Annotated in this window: 12 protein-coding genes and 2 pseudogenes; 9 read left to right on the top strand and 5 right to left on the bottom strand. The window is 64.6% G+C overall.

The window, feature by feature from the left end; genetic code table 11:
• Positions 1 to 20: 20 nt before the first annotated feature.
• From ABQJ48_RS00070 to ABQJ48_RS00050, 5 genes and pseudogenes are all read left to right on the top strand, one after another.
• Positions 21 to 1616 (top strand): 3,4-dehydroadipyl-CoA semialdehyde dehydrogenase, encoded by a 1596-nt coding sequence (locus ABQJ48_RS00070; RefSeq protein WP_367835128.1) that lies wholly within the window; start codon positions 21 to 23, stop codon positions 1614 to 1616.
• An 81-nt stretch (positions 1617 to 1697) separates the two neighbouring features.
• Positions 1698 to 3302 carry a benzoate-CoA ligase family protein gene (locus tag ABQJ48_RS00065; RefSeq protein ID WP_367835127.1) on the top strand — a complete coding sequence of 535 codons (1605 nt, stop codon included), beginning with the start codon at positions 1698 to 1700 and terminating at the stop codon, positions 3300 to 3302.
• A gap of 8 nt (positions 3303 to 3310) precedes the next feature.
• Positions 3311 to 4177 (top strand): alpha/beta fold hydrolase, encoded by an 867-nt coding sequence (locus ABQJ48_RS00060; protein ID WP_367835126.1) that lies wholly within the window; start codon positions 3311 to 3313, stop codon positions 4175 to 4177.
• 103 nt (positions 4178 to 4280) lie between these two features.
• Complete coding sequence (locus ABQJ48_RS00055) at positions 4281 to 4739, top strand: hypothetical protein (protein ID WP_367835124.1); 459 nt, start codon at positions 4281 to 4283, stop codon at positions 4737 to 4739.
• Between the two features lie 50 nt (positions 4740 to 4789).
• Positions 4790 to 6909 (top strand): annotated as a pseudogene (locus ABQJ48_RS00050) (phosphocholine-specific phospholipase C).
• Between the two features lie 123 nt (positions 6910 to 7032).
• Here the strand turns inward: ABQJ48_RS00050 and ABQJ48_RS00045 are convergent.
• Together ABQJ48_RS00045 and ABQJ48_RS00040 are read right to left on the bottom strand one after the other, a co-directional pair.
• Positions 7033 to 7413, bottom strand: coding sequence for a DUF5594 family protein (locus ABQJ48_RS00045; protein WP_367835123.1), 381 nt, complete (start codon positions 7411 to 7413; stop codon positions 7033 to 7035).
• A 94-nt stretch (positions 7414 to 7507) separates the two neighbouring features.
• Entirely contained in the window at positions 7508 to 9169 is a 1662-nt protein-coding gene (locus ABQJ48_RS00040; protein WP_367835121.1) for an acyl-CoA synthetase, read from the bottom strand.
• Positions 9170 to 9535: 366 nt separating this feature from the next.
• On the opposite strand from ABQJ48_RS00040, the gene ABQJ48_RS00035 reads away from it, so the two are divergent.
• The gene (locus ABQJ48_RS00035; RefSeq protein ID WP_367835119.1) at positions 9536 to 10402 is read left to right on the top strand and encodes a hypothetical protein; all 867 of its coding nucleotides are present in this window, start codon (positions 9536 to 9538) and stop codon (positions 10400 to 10402) included.
• 67 nt (positions 10403 to 10469) lie between these two features.
• Here the strand turns inward: ABQJ48_RS00035 and ABQJ48_RS00030 are convergent, their stop codons facing one another.
• Positions 10470 to 11378, bottom strand: a complete 909-nt coding sequence (locus ABQJ48_RS00030; RefSeq protein ID WP_367835117.1) for a LysR family transcriptional regulator — start codon at positions 11376 to 11378, stop codon at positions 10470 to 10472.
• Between the two features lie 167 nt (positions 11379 to 11545).
• Here ABQJ48_RS00030 and ABQJ48_RS00025 point away from each other — a divergent pair, with 167 nt between their 5' ends.
• From ABQJ48_RS00025 to ABQJ48_RS00015, 3 genes are all read left to right on the top strand, one after another.
• Positions 11546 to 13678, top strand: coding sequence for a 3-hydroxyacyl-CoA dehydrogenase NAD-binding domain-containing protein (locus ABQJ48_RS00025; protein WP_367835116.1), 2133 nt, complete (start codon positions 11546 to 11548; stop codon positions 13676 to 13678).
• Positions 13679 to 13766: 88 nt separating this feature from the next.
• On the top strand, positions 13767 to 14975 hold the full coding sequence (locus ABQJ48_RS00020; RefSeq protein ID WP_367835115.1) for an acyl-CoA dehydrogenase family protein: 1209 nt from the start codon (positions 13767 to 13769) through the stop codon (positions 14973 to 14975).
• Positions 14976 to 14987: 12 nt separating this feature from the next.
• Positions 14988 to 16157, top strand: coding sequence for an acyl-CoA dehydrogenase family protein (locus tag ABQJ48_RS00015; protein WP_367835114.1), 1170 nt, complete (start codon positions 14988 to 14990; stop codon positions 16155 to 16157).
• Between the two features lie 282 nt (positions 16158 to 16439).
• Here the strand turns inward: ABQJ48_RS00015 and ABQJ48_RS00010 are convergent, their stop codons facing one another.
• Both ABQJ48_RS00010 and ABQJ48_RS00005 read right to left on the bottom strand, forming a co-directional pair.
• Complete coding sequence (locus ABQJ48_RS00010) at positions 16440 to 17744, bottom strand: oligosaccharide flippase family protein (RefSeq protein WP_367835113.1); 1305 nt, start codon at positions 17742 to 17744, stop codon at positions 16440 to 16442.
• 51 nt (positions 17745 to 17795) lie between these two features.
• Positions 17796 to 18603 (bottom strand): annotated as a pseudogene (locus tag ABQJ48_RS00005) (hypothetical protein); the annotation flags it as partial.

Below are 18603 nucleotides of genomic sequence, written 5' to 3'. Positions count from 1 at the left end.
CACGTCCATTCGAGAAAACCATGACCGAACTTCTGAAGAACCATGTGTCCGGCCAGTGGGTCGCGGGCAGCGGCGCGGGCACCACGCTGAGCGATCCGGTGACGGGCGAAGCGCTCGTGCGCGTGTCCAGCGAAGGCCTCGATCTCCCGCACGCCTTCGGCTTTGCGCGTGACCAGGGCGGCGCCGCACTACGCGCGTTGACCTACGCGCAACGCGCGGCGCGCCTCGCCGATATCGTCAAGCTGCTGCAGTCAAAGCGTGAGGACTACTACGCGATTGCCACCGCGAACTCCGGCACGACGCGCAATGACTCGGCGGTCGATATCGACGGCGGCATCTTTACCTTGTCGTACTACGCGAAACTCGGCGCGTCGCTGGGCGACGTGCATGCCCTGCGCGATGGCAACGCCGTGCCGCTCAGCAAGGATCAATCGTTCAGCGTCCAGCACGTGCTCGTGCCGACACGCGGCGTCGCGCTCTTCATCAACGCGTTCAACTTTCCGTCGTGGGGCCTGTGGGAAAAGGCGGCGCCCGCATTGCTGTCGGGCGTGCCGGTCATCGTGAAGCCCGCCACGGCCACCGCATGGCTCACGCAGCGCATGGTCGCCGATGTGGTCGACGCGGGCATCCTGCCGGCCGGCGCGCTATCGGTGATCTGCGGCAGCTCCGCAGGCCTGCTCGATCAGGTTCAGCCCTACGACGTGGTGTCGTTCACCGGCTCCGCGCACACCGCCGCCACATTGCGCGCGCACCCGGCTTTCGTGCGGCGCGGCGCGCGTCTGAACGTCGAGGCCGACAGTCTGAACAGCGCGATCCTATGCGCCGATGCGACGCCCGGCACCCCCGCGTTCGAGCTGTTCATCAAGGAAGTGGTGCGCGAAATGACGGTGAAGTCGGGGCAGAAGTGCACGGCAATTCGGCGGGCGTTCGTGCCGGAAACAGCGCTCGAGGCCGTGCTCGAGGCGCTGAAAACGAAGCTCGCGAAAATCAGCGTCGGCAATCCGCGCAACGAAGCCGTGCGAATGGGCGCGCTCGTGAGCCGCGAGCAATTCGAGAACGTGCTGGCCGGCATCGCCGCGTTGCGCGAGCAAGCGCTGCTCGCGTTCGACGGCTCGGCTGTGCCGCTGATCGACGCCGACCCGGCAATCTCGGCGTGCGTCGCGCCGTATCTGTTCGTCGTGAATGATCCGGACAGCGCAACGCTGATGCACGATGTGGAAGTGTTCGGTCCTGTCGCGACGGTCGCGCCCTATCGCGTCGCCGTCGGCGCGAACGCGCTGGCCGAAGCGCACGCCGTCGCACTCGCAGGACGCGGCCAGGGCTCGCTCGTCGCGTCGATCTATTCGAACGACGATGCGCATGCCGGCCAGCTCGCGCTCGAACTCGCCGACTCGCACGGACGCGTGCATGCGATCTCGCCATCGGTCGAGCAAAGTCACACCGGGCACGGCAACGTCATGCCGATGTCGCTGCATGGCGGCCCCGGCCGCGCGGGCGGTGGCGAAGAGCTCGGCGGCTTGCGCGCGCTCGGGTTCTATCACCGGCGCTGCGCGGTCCAGGCGCCGGCGGCGGCGATCGACACTTTGACGCACATGACTCACCCCGCCACGACCTAGCGGTCGCAGGGAAGCTGCACAAGCATCGCGCGGATCACGAGCACACAACAGCCGGATCGCCACCATCGATGGAGGAGACACATGCAATCCCCGCTCGAGACAGCTGAAAATTCGCCCGCCGCGCAGTGCGGCGCGCCGGTGGCGCCACCGCCCCCGCTCTTTAATTTCGCCACGCATGTGTTTGAGCTGAATGCAGTGCGCGCCGGCAAGATCGCCTATATCGACGACGCCGGCACCACCACTTACGGCGAACTCGAACAACGCGCGCGCCGCTTCGCGACCGCGTTACGCACGCTCGGCGTGCATCCCGAGGAACGCGTGCTGCTCGTGATGCTCGATACGGTCGCCTTGCCGATCGCGTTTCTCGGCGCACTGTATGCGGGCGTCGTGCCGGTGGTCGCCAATACGTTGCTCAGCGCCGCGGACTACAGGTACATGCTCACGCATAGTCATGCGCGCGCCGTCATCGCGTCGGGTGCGTTGGTGCCGAACGTCAGCGAAGCGCTGGCTAACGCCGAATACGACGGCTGCCAGTTGATCGTCTCCGAACCGCTCACCGACGCTCGGCCCCCGGCGCCCCGTTTCGAAGACCTGATCGACGCCGCCGAGCCGGCCGTCAAAGGCTACCGGAGCAACGGCGACGACATCGCGTTCTGGCTGTATTCGTCCGGCTCGACCGGCAAGCCGAAAGGCACGGTCCATACGCACGCGAATCTGTACTGGACCGCGGAGTTGTACGCCAAGGCGGTGTTGGGCATTGTCGAAAGCGACGTGGTGTTTTCGGCGGCCAAGCTGTTCTTTGCATATGGGCTCGGCAACGCGCTCACCTTTCCGCTGTCGGTTGGCGCCACCGCTGTGCTGATGGCGGAGCGCCCTACCGCCGATGCGATTTTCAAGCGCCTCGTGCAGCATCGCCCGAGCGTGTTCTACGGCGTGCCCACGTTGTACGCGAGCATGCTGGTGTCGCCCAACCTGCCCGCGCGGGCCGATGTGGCGATGCGCATCTGCGCGTCGGCCGGCGAAGCGTTGCCGCGGGAAATCGGCGAACGCTTCACCGCGCACTTCGGCGCCGAGATTCTCGACGGTATCGGCTCGACCGAGATGCTGCATATCTTTCTGTCCAATCGCGGCGGCGAAGTCGAATACGGCACGACCGGCCGTCCGGTGCCCGGCTACGAAGTGCAATTGCGCGATGAAGCAGGTCATCCGGTACCCGATGGCGAGATCGGCGATCTGTATATCAAGGGGCCGAGTGCGGCACTGATGTACTGGTGCAATCGCGAGAAGTCGCGCGCGACGTTTCTCGGCGAATGGATTCGCAGCGGCGACAAGTATCGGCGGCTGCCCAATGGCTGCTACGTGTACGCGGGCCGCAGCGACGACATGCTGAAAGTCAGCGGCCAGTATGTGTCGCCCGTCGAGGTGGAGATGGTGTTAGTGCAGCACGATGCGGTGCTCGAAGCGGCGGTGGTCGGCGTCGACCATGGCGGCCTCGTGAAGACCCGCGCGTTCGTGGTGCTCAAGCGCGAGTTCACGCCGTCTGAGATACTGGCGGACGAGTTGAAGGCCTTCGTCAAGGCACGGCTCGCGCCGCACAAGTATCCACGCGACATCGTCTTTACCGACGATTTGCCCAAGACCGCCACTGGCAAAATTCAACGCTTCAAACTGCGCGAACTGTCATAAGGTGATTCATGCCGAAGCCCGCCCTTGCCGCCGCCACTGCCACCGCTGCCGCCGTTGCGACCCCTACCGCGAGTAGTTTCGCTGAACTGCCGGCTACGGCTTCGCATGGGCCGTTGCGCATCGAGTATCGCTGGCTCAACCCGACGGCGGCCAATGCGCCGATCGTGGTGTTCCTGCACGAAGGACTCGGTTCGATCGCAATGTGGCGCGACTGGCCGCAGACTTTGTGCGAGCGGCTCGGCATGCGGGGACTGGTTTACTCGCGGCCCGGCTATGGACTGTCCACGCCGCGCGCGCACCACGTGAAATGGCCCGTCCATTTCATGACGGACCAGGCGCGCGACATTCTCCCCGCGCTGCTCGACGCGCTCGCTATCGACACGCGCGAGCGCCGGCGCATGTGGGTCGTTGGCCATAGCGATGGCGGCACGATCGCGCTCTTGTACGCGGCGCTGTGCCCGGACGCGCTGGCGGGCGCGGTGGTCATCGCACCGCACGTGTTCGTCGAAGATATCTCGGTGCAGAGCATTGCCGAGACGAAGCAGCTGTACGAAACCACGGACTTTCGCGCGAAGCTCAGCCGCTATCATGCCGACGTCGATTCCGCGTTTTACGGCTGGAACGATATCTGGTTGAACCCCGCGTTCAGCCAGTGGTCGATCACCGCGGAACTGGCGTCGATCCGCCAGCCGTTGCTCGCGATACAAGGCCACGACGACAACTACGGGACGTTGGCGCAGATCGATACGATCGCCGTGCAGGTGCCGCACGCCCAACTCGTCAAGCTCGATGCTTGCGGACATTCGCCGCATCGGGATGCGCCCGAAAAGTTGAACGATGCGATTGCGGCTTTTGTTTCGTCGCAGCGCCAGTGAACGCTGCTACGGGAAACAAGCAGCAGCCAGCCGGGAAGCGCGCCGCCCGTCAACCCTGAAGGCGCATGCCGTCGCCGCGTCCGAACTGTCGCCCTGAGCCCGCATGAGCGGTGCCCCTTTCGTCTTCCGTTTCTTCATAAAACTTACACAGGTAAGCGACTATCCTGCGGCATCGCTGACCTGGGCGCATCACTGCACTGGCGCGCATCCCCGTGCCGGAGACGTTGTCATCACGCCTGTAAGCAAGTCCTCTCCCGCGTTGCAGCGCAAACGTTTGACGTCCGCGTTGCTCGCCGCTTCGCTATGCGCGCTGATCGCTGCATGTGGCGACGATGCTGCCGACGACCGCGCGGCGGACACCACCATGCCCAGCTCGCCGGATCATCCTGTCGACCCCGGCAAGGTGGTCACAACCGCATCGGCGAACCCATCGCAGTCCGAACCTGCGCCGCCCGCGCTGACTATTCGAACCCCCGCATTGCCCGCTTCGAACACCGGCGCAGCACTCGCCACCGCCGCTACCGCACCGCTCGCCGCGCCCGTGATCCATACAGTGGATTGAGTTACGCGCGCGATGTATCGTTCGTCAAACGAAGATCGTAAGCCAAAACCATGACCTCGAAAAATCGCCGCGATTTTCTGCGCTCCGCCGCGCGAGCCGCCAGCTCCGCCACCGCGCTGAGCATGTTGCCGCTCGGCATTCGCAACGCGCTCGCCATTCCGGCCAACACCCGGACCGGCTCCCTTGCCGACGTCGAACACATCGTCGTGCTAATGCAGGAAAACCGCTCCTTCGATCACTACTTCGGCACGCTCAAAGGCGTGCGCGGTTTCGGCGATACGCGCGCGATCGATCTGCCCAACGGCAAACCGGTGTGGTATCAACCGCTCGCGGCGGATTCCGCCAATCCAGGCTACGTGCTGCCGTTTCACCCCACCGCGCCTAACCTGGGCTTGCAGTTCCTGCAGGATCTCGCGCACGACTGGGGCAGCACACATGCAGCGTGGAACGGCGGCCGCAACGATCAATGGGTGCCCGCCAAGGGTGCGACGACGATGGCCTATTTCACGCGCGAGGACATCCCGTTTCACTATCAGCTCGCCGACGCGTTCACGATCTGCGACGCGTACCACTGCTCGCTGATGGGTCCGACGGACCCAAACCGCTACTACATGTGGAGCGGCTGGGTCGGCAACGACGGCAGCGGCGGCGGCCCGGTGATCGACAATTCGGAACTCGGCTACGGCTGGTCCACTTATCCGGAAGTGCTGCAGAGCGCGGGCATCACGTGGAAAATCTATCAGGACATCGGCAACGGGCTCGACGGCAATGGGTCGTGGGGCTGGACGCAGAATCCGTACATCGGCAATTATGGCGACAACTCGCTGCTCTACTTCAACCAGTACCGCAACGCGCAGCCAGGCAACCCGCTCTACGACAACGCGCGCACGGGCACCAACGCGGCAAAAGGGGATGGCTACTTCGACATTCTCAAGCGCGACGTGCAGAACAACGCGCTGCCGCAGGTGTCGTGGATCGTTGCGCCGGAAGCGTATTCCGAGCATCCGAACTGGCCCGCGAACTACGGCGCGTGGTACATCGATCAGGTCTTGCAGATCCTTACGGCGAATCCGGATGTGTGGAGCAAGACCGTGCTGCTGATCAACTACGACGAGAACGACGGCTTCTTCGATCACATCGCGCCGCCGTTCGCCGCGGCTTCGAACACGAACGGCCTGTCCACCGTCGAGCTCACCCATGAAATCTATCCGGGCGACGCGAAAACGGCCGCGGCCCCCTACGGCCTCGGACCGCGTGTGCCGATGCTGGTCGTGTCGCCGTGGTCCAAAGGCGGCTATGTGTGCTCCGAACTGTTCGACCATACGTCGGTGATCCGCTTTATCGAAAAGCGTTTCGGCCAGCACCCCAACCTGGGCGAATCCAACATCACGCCGTGGCGTCGCGCGGTGTGCGGCGATCTGCTGTCGGCGTTCAACTTCAGCACTCCGAACGATACGTGGCCGAGCCTGCCGAGTACCAGTGCCTACGTGCCGGCCGACCGGAACCGCCATCCGGACTACGCGCCGCTGCCGCCGCCCACGCAGGCGGTGCCGAAGCAGGAAGCCGGCGTGCGCCCCGCGCGAGCGTTGCCATACGAACTCTTCGTGCGCGTGCACGGCGAGGGCTCCGCGAAACAATTGACCATGCGCTTCGTCAACACGGGCCGCGCCGGCGCGGTGTTCCTTGTCTACACCGCACGGAGTACCGACGCGCCGCGCAGCTATACCGTGGAAGCCGGTAAGAGCCTGCAGGATCAGTTGCCGGTGAATGCCAACGGCAGCTATGACTTCACCGTTCACGGCCCGAACGGATTTCTGCGGCGTTTCGCAGGCCAGGCGGCGGCACGCAGCGGGTGGAGCGGCCCGGACATCGCGCGGCCGGAAATTGCGGAAGGTTATGACGTGGCGAACGGCAATCTGCAAGTCGGCTGGAAAACCTCGGCAGCGCGCATTGCCAGTTCACCATCGTCAACGCCTACGACCCGGACAACGTGATCCAACGTTCGGTGCGCGGCGGCGATACCGAACCGCTCTACCTCGACCTGCGCAATGCGCACGGCTGGTACGACCTCGCGATCACGGTCGATGCCGACGCCGCGTTTATACGGCGCCTGGCCGGCCATGTGGAGACCGGCAAGAGCAGCATGAGCGATCCGGCGCTGGGAAGCTGAGCAGCGGTCGCGCAGCCGATGGTGCGGACGAACTGCCGCGGCCGTCTGCCCGACGCGCCGCGTGAGCTCGGGCTCGGGCTCCATTGAACGCTATCGGTTGTCGACGCCAGCGCCCACCACCGCTCACGACTCGAAGTCGAGACCGCCGATCAACGCCACCGGTTCAGCTTGCGTGTGTGAAAGAAAATCCAGTTGCCGTGCATGGGTCCACGCCGTGAGCTTGCGCGGCAGCGCGCCGAGATAATTGGCGAAGCGCGTCTGCCCCTGCGCATCCATTAGCCGCTCGATCTCGTCGCTGTCCCAGGTCAGATACAGGTTCAACGGATGCGGATAGTGGCCCAGACCGTCGAGCGGCGATGCGTGAATCCGCAAGCGGGTTGGATGACCCGGGCCGCCGTAGGGCAGCACTTCGGTATGCACGGTGGCCGCCAGACAGGCGGCAATCGCCTCGGCGATACGAGGTGCGAACTGTTGATCGAAACGGGCGGCATGCTCAGGACGCATCTCTGTCTCCGACGTTACGCTCTTGCAATCAGCGCAGCATCGTAGCATGCGAGGCGCGCCGCACCCGTTGCACCCGTTGCACCCGTGCCGCGATTCAGCGCTTTGCAGCGCCACCCTTCGGATCGCGCACGAGTTCCTCGCGCAGTGTCTTGCGGATCACCTTGCCCGTGGCCGTCAACGGCAGGTTGTCGACGAAGCGGATCTCGCGCGGATACTCATGGGCGGCCAGCCGCGTTTTGACATGCTGCTGGATCTCGCGTACCAACGCTTCGTCGCCGACGAAGCCGGGCTTGAGCACCACGAACGCCATCACGATTTCCGTGCGCTCGCGATCCGGCGCGCCGATCACCGCGGCCATCGAGACGGCCGGATGACGCAGCAGCGAATCTTCGATCGAAGCCGGACCGATCCGGTAGCCCGCGCTCGTGATCACGTCGTCGTCACGGCCGACGAAGCGGATGAAGCCGTCCGCGTCGCGCATGCCGAGATCGCCCGTCACCAGAAACGGGCCACGGAATTTTTCGCGCGTCGCCGGCTCGTTGCGCCAGTAGCCGAGGAACATGACCGGATCGGGCGCGGCCACCGCGATGTCGCCGATCGCGCCGGCCGGCAGTTCGTTGCCATGCGCATCGACGATGGCCACGCGGTGCCCCGGCACCGCGCGACCGATCGCACCGAAACGCGGCTCGAACAGCGCCGCACACGACGACACGACGACGTTGCATTCGGTTTGCCCATAGAACTCGTTGATCGTCACGCCCAGCGCTTTGCGCCCCCAGCCGATCAATTCCTCGCCGAGCGATTCCCCGCCGCTTGCAACCGAGCGCAGCGCGAGCGTCCAGCGCTCGGGCCGCTCCACGCCGCGCATCATCTTCAGCGCGGTCGGCGGCAGGAAGGCATGCGAGACCGCGTGACGCGCGAGCAGATCGAAGGCCGCCTCGCCGTCGAACTTCGCAAAGCGGCGCGCGAGCACGGCGACGCCGTGATGCCACGCCGGCAGCAGTACGTCGAACAATCCGCCAATCCACGCCCAGTCCGCCGGCGTCCATATCAGCGTGGCGTGAGCAGGAAACCCCTGCTGCGAAATCTCCACGCCCGGCAGGTGACCGAGCAGCACGCGATGGCCGTGCAATGCGCCCTTCGGTTTGCCGGTGGTGCCCGACGTATAGATGATGATCGCGGGATCGTCCGCGCTGGTGTCGACCGGCGTGAAGTCGGCGGATGCGCTTTCGAGCGCGCGCCAGAAGGAACGCACGGGCGCGGCCGGGTCCGCATGATCCCGCTGCGCGTCGACGCTGAAAACATGGCGCAGCTCGGGCAACGCCGCGCGAATCTCGTCGACTTTCTCGACGCCCGCGCGATCGGTGATCAGCGCAACAGCGCCGCTGTCGCCCAGACGGTGCTCGATCGCATCGACGCCGAACAGCGCGAACAGCGGCACGGCCACCATGCCCGCCTTGTATGCGGCCAGGTGCGCGATGGCCGTTTCGATCGATTGGGACAGGAAGATGCCGACGCGGTCCCCGCGTTGCGCGCCGCTTGCCAGCAGCGCATTCGCGAAGCGCCCGGAAAGCGTCTTCAACTGGTCGAACGTGTAACGGGTGTCGCGGCCGTCGGCGTCTTCGTAGATGAGCGCGAGCCGGCCGGAACCGTCGGCCCATTTGTCGCACACGTCGACGCCGATGTTGTAGCGCGCAGGAATGCGCCACGCGAAGTTTGCCGTGAGCGAATCGTAGTTCTGGCCTTCGAGGTTCATCTCGTTTCCTTTGTGTCGCTGTCCGGTCTGCGCGGTCCTGGTGCGCGACGCACGCTGCCTGCACCGTTGCGGTCGATCGTACACTCCGCGCTGCACGCTTCGCCGTGTCGAGGCCGCGGCGCTGCGCAAAGAAACATCGTACCGCGCGCCGCTGAAGCTCGCGATGTATGACATTCGCTACTTTTTTTCAGGCCGCGCTTGCTACCCCACTTCATCGTTTCGCGCCAACGCGTGTGCGATTACGGCCTTTTGTCTGCTGAGAACCCTCCCCTCGCGTAGTATCGGAAAGGTAGCTGTGCCCGCAGGCCTGCGCCTGCCTTATGCGCCCGGCGGTGCGCATCACGCGGAGTGCCCCCTGGATACGCGATGAGCCAGACAAGATTTGCGTCTTTTTGGCACGGCCCCGAGCTCTCGCCGTATGAAGTGGCGAGTCTGCGTTCGTTCACCGTGCATGGCAGCGCGGTGTCGCTCTACAGTTACGAGCCGCTCAAGGATCTGCCACCCGGCGTGATAGCGAAAGACGCACGCGAAATTCTGCCGGCTGACGCGCTGAACGATTTCCCGATCAAAGGCGTGCCTTCCATCACGCGTTTTTCCGATTACTTCCGCTTCGCGATGTTCACGAGGACGGACGACATCTGGATCGATACCGACATGCTGTTGCTGCGCAATCTCGATCTCGATGCCCCTGGCGATCTGATCGGCAGAAGCACCGCCGACAGCCTCGGCACCGCGCTGCTGCGCCTGTCCTCGACAGATCCGCGTCTGCAGCAGTTGCTGAATCGAATCGAGGCCATGAAGCGGACTGACAGCCGTCGGAGCGACACGGGTGCGCGCCTTCTGACCGCCGTCTATGGCATGGATGCGGGCTTGCCCGAAACCCTGTTCTACCCGGTGAGTATCGACGACTACTACAAGGTGTTTCTGCCGCGCTATCTGGACGAGTGTACGGAGTGGTGCACCAACTCATACGCACTGCATCTGCGGAACCATTGCCTCACCAGGATGGGACTGTTCAAGCGCATTGGACCGCCGGCCGGTTCGTTCCTGCATCAACTCTTTGCCGGCACAGGCATCAACGCTTTGTTCCGGGAGTTTTACCCGGCCGACGTGATGCAGACGATGATCGAAAACTCCGTCGAGAAAGTCGGACGCGACGACGGCATGCGCAAGCTGTTGCGCGTCGGCGTCCCGTTGATCGCAACGGCGATTGCGCGCAAGTTCGGCGGGTGATGCAGGCGTCGTTATGATCGCGACAAGCCGTATCCAGCATCGCGCTCGACGTTCGCCCGCACGATCATCAGGCCGCCGCGCTTCGGCCAGCGCCATGCGCCTGCTGCAAGATGAACTCGATAAACGTCGCGGCCGCACGCGTGTGATGCCGGTTGGGCATATAGAGCATGTACATGTGCGTGCCGAAAATGCTGAGCCGCCATTCATCGAGCGCCGTGAGCACGTCGCCGCGTGTCAGATCGTCCTGCACCACGTAGTCGGGCACGAGCCCCACGCCAAGGCCCGCGAGCACCGCCTGGCGCAAGAACAGAAAGTTTTCGGAGATGATCGCAGGCTCCAGCAGCACTTCGTGCCGCTCGTCGCGCAAATAAGCGGCCACGCGCAGTTGCCTGCCGACCACCGCCGCCGTGATCAGCGGTGCGGTGCGCAGGTCGTCCAGCTTCGCGGGCATTCCGTGCGTTCGCGCAAAAGCGGGCGACGCGCACGCCACATAACTCACCGGTCCCATGTCGCGCGCGACGAGATTTTGCGGCGGCTCGGACATCACCCGCACCGCGATATCGACCTCGTCGCGCATCAGGTCCTCGACGCGATTCTCGAACATCACGTCCAGCACGATGCCGGGATAAAGCCCCTTGAACGCGATCAGCCAGTCGGACATCACGAGCTGGCCGTAGCCGCTCGGCACACTGAGCCGCACGCGGCCCTGCAGGCTTTTGCCGAGCATCGCGACCGACTCGCTCGCGGCGAGCAGCGCGTTCTGGATGGTGCGGCCATGCTCGTATAGCTGTAGACCGATTTCGGTCGCCTCGACCCGGCGCGTGGTGCGCCTGACCAGTTGCAGACCGATGGAGCGCTCCAGCTGATTCAGGTGATAGCTCACGTTGGCGCGGCTCATCTTCAGCCGCCGCGCGGCTTCGCTCAGGTTGCCGGCGTCCAGGATGTCGACCAGCAAGGTCAGGGAATTGACGTCCATGCAGGCGCTTCTGTCAAAGTAATTTTGACAGTCTGTCAACTGTCCATGGGATTGTCAACGAAGCTTGACCGCTCGACAATCGGCACACATCGCCGGATGCTGGCGCTCACTTGCGCCGCGCTTCGATCCGCTTGCTTGAACCTCGATAACAGTCAGGAGACGACATCATGACCCTCAATCCTTCGGCCGGCGTTGTCACGCGCGAATTGCGCGGCAAACTGCTGCTCGTTACGATCGATCACCCGCCGGTCAACGCGCTGTCCGCCGACGTTCGGCGCGGCCTCGTCGCCGCGATCGACGCCGCCGACGCCGACCCTGCAGTCGAGGTCGTGCTGATCGTCGGCGCGGGGCGCAACTTCATCGCAGGCGCGGACATTCGCGAATTCGGCAAACCACCGGTGCCGCCTTCGCTGCCGGAGGTGTGCAACCGCATCGAGGCGTGCACCAAACCGGTCGTCGCCGCGATTCACGGCGCGGCGCTCGGCGGCGGCCTGGAGGTCGCGCTCGCCGCGCACTACCGGATCGCCGTCGACGGCGCGAAGCTCGGCTTGCCCGAAGTGCAGCTCGGCCTGCTGCCGGGCGCGGGCGGCACGCAGCGCACGCCGCGTCTGATCGGCGCGGCCGCGGCGCTCGATCTGATGCTCAGTGGCCGGCACGCCGGCGCAAAAGAGGCGCTGGCGCTCGGCCTCGTCGACCGGCTCGGCAGCAGCGGCGACATCCTCGCCGAAGGCCTCTCCTACGCGCAGGAACTGCTGGCCCGGCACGCGCCGGTGCGCCGCACGCGCGACGCAGCCGCGCTCGACCATAGCGCCGACAATCGCGCCGCGAACCTCGCCGCCGTTGCAACGGCGCGCGCGCAGACCGCGAAGAAGTCGCGCGGGCTGTTCTCGCCGCTGAAGATCGTCGAGGCGGTCGAGGCCGCGATCGAACAGCCGTTCGACGCAGGCCTGCGGCTCGAACGCGAACTGTTCCTGCAATGTATCGACAGCCCGCAGCGCGCCGGGCTGATCCACGCGTTCTTTGCCGAGCGCGAAGTGCTGAAGGCGCCTGAGACGCGCAGCGCGAAGCCGCGCGCGCTCGACGCAATCGGTGTGGTGGGCGGCGGCACGATGGGCGCGGGCATCGCGGTCGCGGTGCTCGATGCGGGCCTGCCGGTGACGATGATCGAACGCGACGATGAGTCGCTCGCACGCGGTCGCGCCCACATCGAAAAGGTCTATGACGGCCTGATCGTCAAGGGTCGGCTGAGCGCGGAGAAAAAAGCGGAGCTCATGGCGCGCTGGAGCGGCAGTACGTCATACGATGCGCTCGCCGATGCCGACCTCGTGATCGAGGCCGTGTTCGAAGACCTCGCCGTGAAGCAGGCCGTGTTCGCCGAGCTGGATCGCGTATGCAAAGCGGGCGCGGTGCTCGCGACCAACACGTCGTATCTGGACATCGACGCGATCGCCGCCAGCATCTCGCGCCCCGCCGACGTGATCGGCCTGCACTTCTTCTCGCCCGCCAATGTCATGAAGCTGCTCGAAGTGGTGGTGCCCAAGCAGGTCGGCGCCGACGTGGTCGCCACCGCGTTCGAACTCGCGAAGAAGCTGCGCAAGACGCCGGTGCGCGCGGGCGTATGCGACGGCTTCATCGGCAACCGCGTGCTGGCCGTGTACCGCAGCGCCGCGGACGCGATGATGGAAGATGGCGCGTCGCCGTATCAGATCGACGCCGCAGTGCGCGACTTCGGCTTTCCGATGGGGCCCTTTCAGGTGGTCGACCTTGCAGGCGGCGATATCGGCTGGGCCGCGCGCAAGCGGCGCGCGGCCACGCGCAACCCCGCGGCACGCTATGTGCAGATTGCCGACCGCCTGTGCGAGCGCGGCTGGTTCGGGCAGAAGACGGGACGCGGATTTTATCTGTACTCCGAAGGTTCTCGAAGCGGCACGCCGGACCCGGAAGTCGAAGCGATCATCGACGCCGAGCGTGCCCGCGCAGGTATCACGCCGCGCAAGTTCACCGATGAAGAGATCGTGCGCCGCTACATGGCCGCGATGATCAACGAAGGCGCGAACGTCGTGCATGAAGGCATCGCGCTGCGGCCACTGGATGTCGACGTGACTCTCCTGTACGGCTACGGCTTTCCGCGTTATCGCGGCGGCCCGATGAAATATGCGGACACGGTCGGCCTGCCGACGATTCTCGCCGACATTCGCGAGTTCGCCAAAGAGGACCCGCTGTTCTGGCAAGCGTCGCCGTTGCTGGTCGACCTCGTGCAACGCGGCGCCGATTTCGCGAGCCTGAACCAGACGGCCTGAAACGGCACATCATGTAGCGCATGGGGATCGCTCGCGCATGGCCCGCGTCGGTCCGCTTCGCGCTCACTTCAACATGGAACCACCCGCCATGGACCTGAACTTCACCCCCGAAGAAGAAACCTTTCGCGCCGACGTCCTGGCGTTCCTGCACGATAAGCTCCCACGGCGTCTCGCCGACAAGGTGCAGGGCGGCCGCCGTCTCACGCGCGACGATATGGCTCAATGGCACGCGATCCTCAACGCGCACGGCTGGCTCGCCAATCACTGGCCCAGGGAATACGGCGGCCCGGGCTGGACCGCAGTGCAGAAATTCATTTTCGAAAACGAATGCGCGCTGGCCGGCGCGCCTCGTGTGGTGCCGTTCGGCGTCAACATGCTCGGCCCGGTGCTGATCCGGTACGGCAACGAAGCGCAGAAGCGCCATTGGCTGCCGCGCATTCTCGATGGCTCCGACTGGTGGTGCCAGGGTTATTCGGAACCGGGCGCCGGCTCCGACCTCGCCTCGGTCCAGACCCGCGCGGTACGCGCGACCGATGCGCAAGGCGAGCACTACCTCGTCAACGGGCAGAAGACGTGGACCACGCTCGGCCACTACGCGAATATGATCTTCTGCCTCGTGCGCACCGCGACCGACGTGCGCAAGCAGGAAGGCATCAGCTTCCTGCTGATCGACATGAAGACACCGGGCGTCGAAGTGCGTCCGATCATCACGCTCGACGGCGAGCACGAAGTCAACGAAGTGTTTTTCACCGACGTACGCGTGCCGGCCGAGAATCTCGTCGGCGAAGAGAACAAGGGCTGGACCTACGCCAAATATCTGCTCACGTATGAGCGCACCAATATCGCGGGCGTCGGCTTTTCGGTGGCCGCCTTCAATCGTCTGCGCCAGATCGCCGCGAACCAGCGCCGCAACGGCAAGCCACTCGCCGAGGACCCGGCATTCGCAGCACGCATGGCGCGCGTAGAGATCGACCTCGCGAACATGAAGACCACCAATCTGCGTGTGATCGCGGCCGTCGCGGGCGGCGGCGTGCCCGGCGCCGAGAGTTCGATGCTGAAGATTCGCGGCACCGAGATCCGCCAGGAAATCTCGTCGCTCACGCGCCGTGCAATGGGTCCGTATGCGCAGCCGTTCGTAGAGGAAGCCTTGCATGACGGCTTCGAAGCAACACCCATCGGTCCCGACGAAGCCGCGAGCGCCGCCTCGCAGTACTTCAACAACCGCAAGCTGTCGATCTTCGGCGGATCGAACGAGATCCAGAAAAACATCATTTCCAAAATGATTCTGGGACTGTAAGGGGCGCACATCATGAATTTTCAGCACACCGAAGACCGCCGCATGCTGGCCGATACGCTCGGGCGTTTCGTCAGCGAGCAGTACGGCTTCGCCACGCGCGAGCGCATCGCGTCATCGGCACAAGGGTTCAGCAGCGAGCTATGGAACCGCTTCGCGGAGTTGGGCGCGATCGGCGCACTGTTCGACGAAGCGGACGGCGGCTTGGGCGGCGCCGGCTTCGATATCGCAGTGGTGTTCGAAAGCCTCGGGCGCGCTCTGGTGGTCGAGCCGTTTCTCGATACGCTGATGGTCGGCCGCGCGATCGCGCTCAGCGGCACCCACGCACAGAAGGCGACGCTCAGCGCATTGATCGACGGTTCGTGGATGGTCGCCCTTGCGCACGGCGAGCCCGATTCTCACTACGAACTGTCGCGCGTGACGACGCGCGCCCGGCGCAGTGGCGACAGGTGGCAACTGAACGGCGCCAAAGCGGTAGTCCAGCACGGCGAACACGCGTCGCACTTTCTGGTGTCGGCGCGCACCGCTGGCGCCGACGATGCGCAAGAAGGCCTGACGCTCTTTCTGGTGCCGCGCGACGCGCCAGGCGTCGGCGTGCGGGGCTACCCCAAGATCGACGGCGCACGCGCGGCCGAGCTCGCGTTCGACAACGTGACGCTCGGCGACGACGCATTGCTCGGCACGGCGGGCGTTGGCTTCGCGACGCTCGAATACGCGATTGGCTGCGGCGTGCTCGCGCTGTGCGCCGAAGCGCTCGGCGCGATGGATGTCGCGAAGGACCACACGCTCGACTATCTGCGCACGCGCAAGCAGTTCGGCGTTCCGATCGGCAGCTTTCAGGCGCTGCAGCATCGGATGGCCGATCTGCTCCTCGATATCGAGCAGGCGCGCTCGGCGGTGATCAACGCGGCCGCGGCGCTCGGTGCCGAGCGCAAGTCGCGGGAGCGGGCGCTATCGGCGGCGAAATACAGTATTGGCCGAATCGGCACGCGGGTCGCGGAGGAATGCATCCAGCTGCACGGCGGGATAGGCATGACGTGGGAGCTGCCGCTTGCTCACTATGCGAAGCGTCTCGTGATGATCGATCATCAGCTGGGGGATGAGGATCATCATCTGGAGCGGTTTGTGGCGCTCGGGGCTGCCGCAGCGTCGAGTCCGCCGCACACTTGCGCAAACAGCCGATAAGAGAAAAGGCCCTGAGAGCCGAACCCTGAGAGCCTTATTTTCTGTTGGTCGGGGCGAGAGGATTTGAACCTCCGACCACCTGCACGCCGTAAAGGTAAATACCTGTCCGAACGAACGAGGCCGCCTCTGACAGCACTTCAAAAACTAACGATGCGTCATCGGACGGTTTGCTTTCGCTCATCTTCTCAACACGTGTCTGACATACGGTGTCGATCGGACTGCTGGGGTGTGGCGCGACGGCCTGCTGTCATCGGTACGCGCGGGCCGCTCGGGTCCGCGCGGTCAATCCCTTTCGGCTACCATTTCCGGCTTGATCGGCTGCGTCGGCGGCTGGCCCTGCGAGCGCACCGCGATTTGACCGCGATTGATACGGTTCGACACACGACACACGCCGATCAGCATGAACATTTCCGTGGCGGCAACCGAACACGCGGTGCCGACGCCGCCCCACAGATAGATGGACACCGGCGCCTGCACCAGATGAAACAGCGCGCCGTAGACATAGATTTTCTTCAGCACGGACTGGTTGCCCGATGCGATGATGGTGAGCATCACCTGCGTCGTCGTCATGCCGACGATGGCCGGTACGAACACCAGAACGCGCAGAATCCGGAAGGTCTCGCCGAAAGCCTCGCCGAGAAAGCGCCCGACGAACCACTCCCCGAGCACCGAGAACCCGACCAGGATCAGGATCGCCGACGCGGCAAAAGCGAGCATGAACCCGCGGTTGACCTTGTGCACGTACTCGCGGTCGCCATTCTCGTACGCGATGCAGATCTTCGGAAAGAACGCCTGAATCGCGGGAGCGGTACACGCGCGCAGCGCATTCGTGAGCCGCTCCGCGGCCACGTAGTAGCCGACTGCGCCCGGACCGCTGATCATCCGCAACATGATGACGTTCGCGTACATGTACACGGACGTGAGCGCCGAGCCGAGGAAGATGTGATACGCGTCCTTGGCCTCGGCCAGCACTTCCGAAAAGCCGATCCTGACGTTGAAGAGAATCTCGCGCTTCCAGATCAGCATGACCGTGAGGATCACGCCGCAAACGAAGGTCGGCGCATACTGCAACGCGGCAGCCAGCATCACGTCGTCGTGACTCTTCACGAACAGGAATAGCGGAATCAGCATGCCGACTCGTGACACCAGCAGCGTACCCGCCAGCACCGGCAGCCGCTGCGATCCCTCGTAGAAGCACGCAGGCGTGATGACGCCGCCCCAGATCACCAGCAAGGCCAGCAGCGTGGCGCCGCGTTCGGCCGGCATCATGTGGCCCGCGAACGACCATGCGACCAGCACCAGCGAACACAGCACCGCGAGGAGCGCCCTACCGATCGTCGTGGACCAGTAGATGCGGTTGACGACTGCCGGCTGATCGATATTGACGGCCACCTTGCGCGCGCTGCTCATGCCGAAGCCGAAGTCGACCACCACCAGCAGAATCTGCGCAATGGACTGCGCATAGCCGATCACGCCCAACCCCGCCGGCCCCAGCACATGTGACAGATACGGCAACGTCACCAATGGGAGCATGTAGTTGAGCGCGTAAACCGAATACAGGGCAATGATTACGTTTCTCGTCGACACAGTGGGTTCTGTTTCCAATTGCTCGTCACGCACATTCGCTTGGGTCGTCCCTCAAGTTGAAAAAACAGAATACGACACGAATGCAGGCTCGGTCAGAGCAATGTCGATCCTGTTGTAGCGATTGTCTGCGGAATTGGCGGCGAGCACAGCGCTCTTCACCGCATTGCCAATCAGGTTGTTGACTACTGTCCTGTATCCGGCATCGGATGCATTGGTCGCGAAGAGAATCTCGGCCAGTTGCGCATGGGCCTCGGTGGTTGCGCGCACCACCACGCGGCCGGACGAGCCGCGCAGCACGTTCACCGTGGCCTGCAACGTTTTCGGCGAAGTGGCCTGGTCGCCGCAATGCAGCGCCGAGGCCACGCCGCCGCGATGGAATCCGACGCCGAGATCGAGACTGCGGACCAGGTCGGTATCCTTGCCGCCGGCAATCGAGCCGCCGCCCGGATACGCCTTATTGAAGCCGGCGACCGAATCGCCGGCCCGGTCGCCCATATTGCCGTGAATCGTGATGCCATCGAGCGGCGTGCTGCCGGGCGTGGTCGAACTGCCATAGACAAACTGCGGACCGTCGCAGCCGTCGTTGTCGTCGTCACGGCCAGGCCGGAAGCGGTTGCCGACGATCGTCGCGCCCTGCTGATAATCGATCTGGATGTGACAGCTCTGCCCGGCCGGCACCTGCACATACGACGGATGAGACGGCGTCGAAAACTTCCAGCGGCCCAGCGAGCCATTCCCGCCGCAGCCGTTCCTGGAGAAGTAGTTGCCGCTCACCACCTTGCCCCAGTTGCCGCTTTTCATATAAACGCCGGCGAAGCCGTTGCGGTCGAACACCGCGCCCACGATCAGCGATTCCGCG

Source organism: Paraburkholderia suaedae, assembly GCF_040812055.1.
GTDB lineage: Bacteria > Pseudomonadota > Gammaproteobacteria > Burkholderiales > Burkholderiaceae > Paraburkholderia.
The sequence above is the reverse complement of the archived record's forward strand: the minus strand, read 5'-3'. Positions and strand labels throughout refer to the sequence as shown.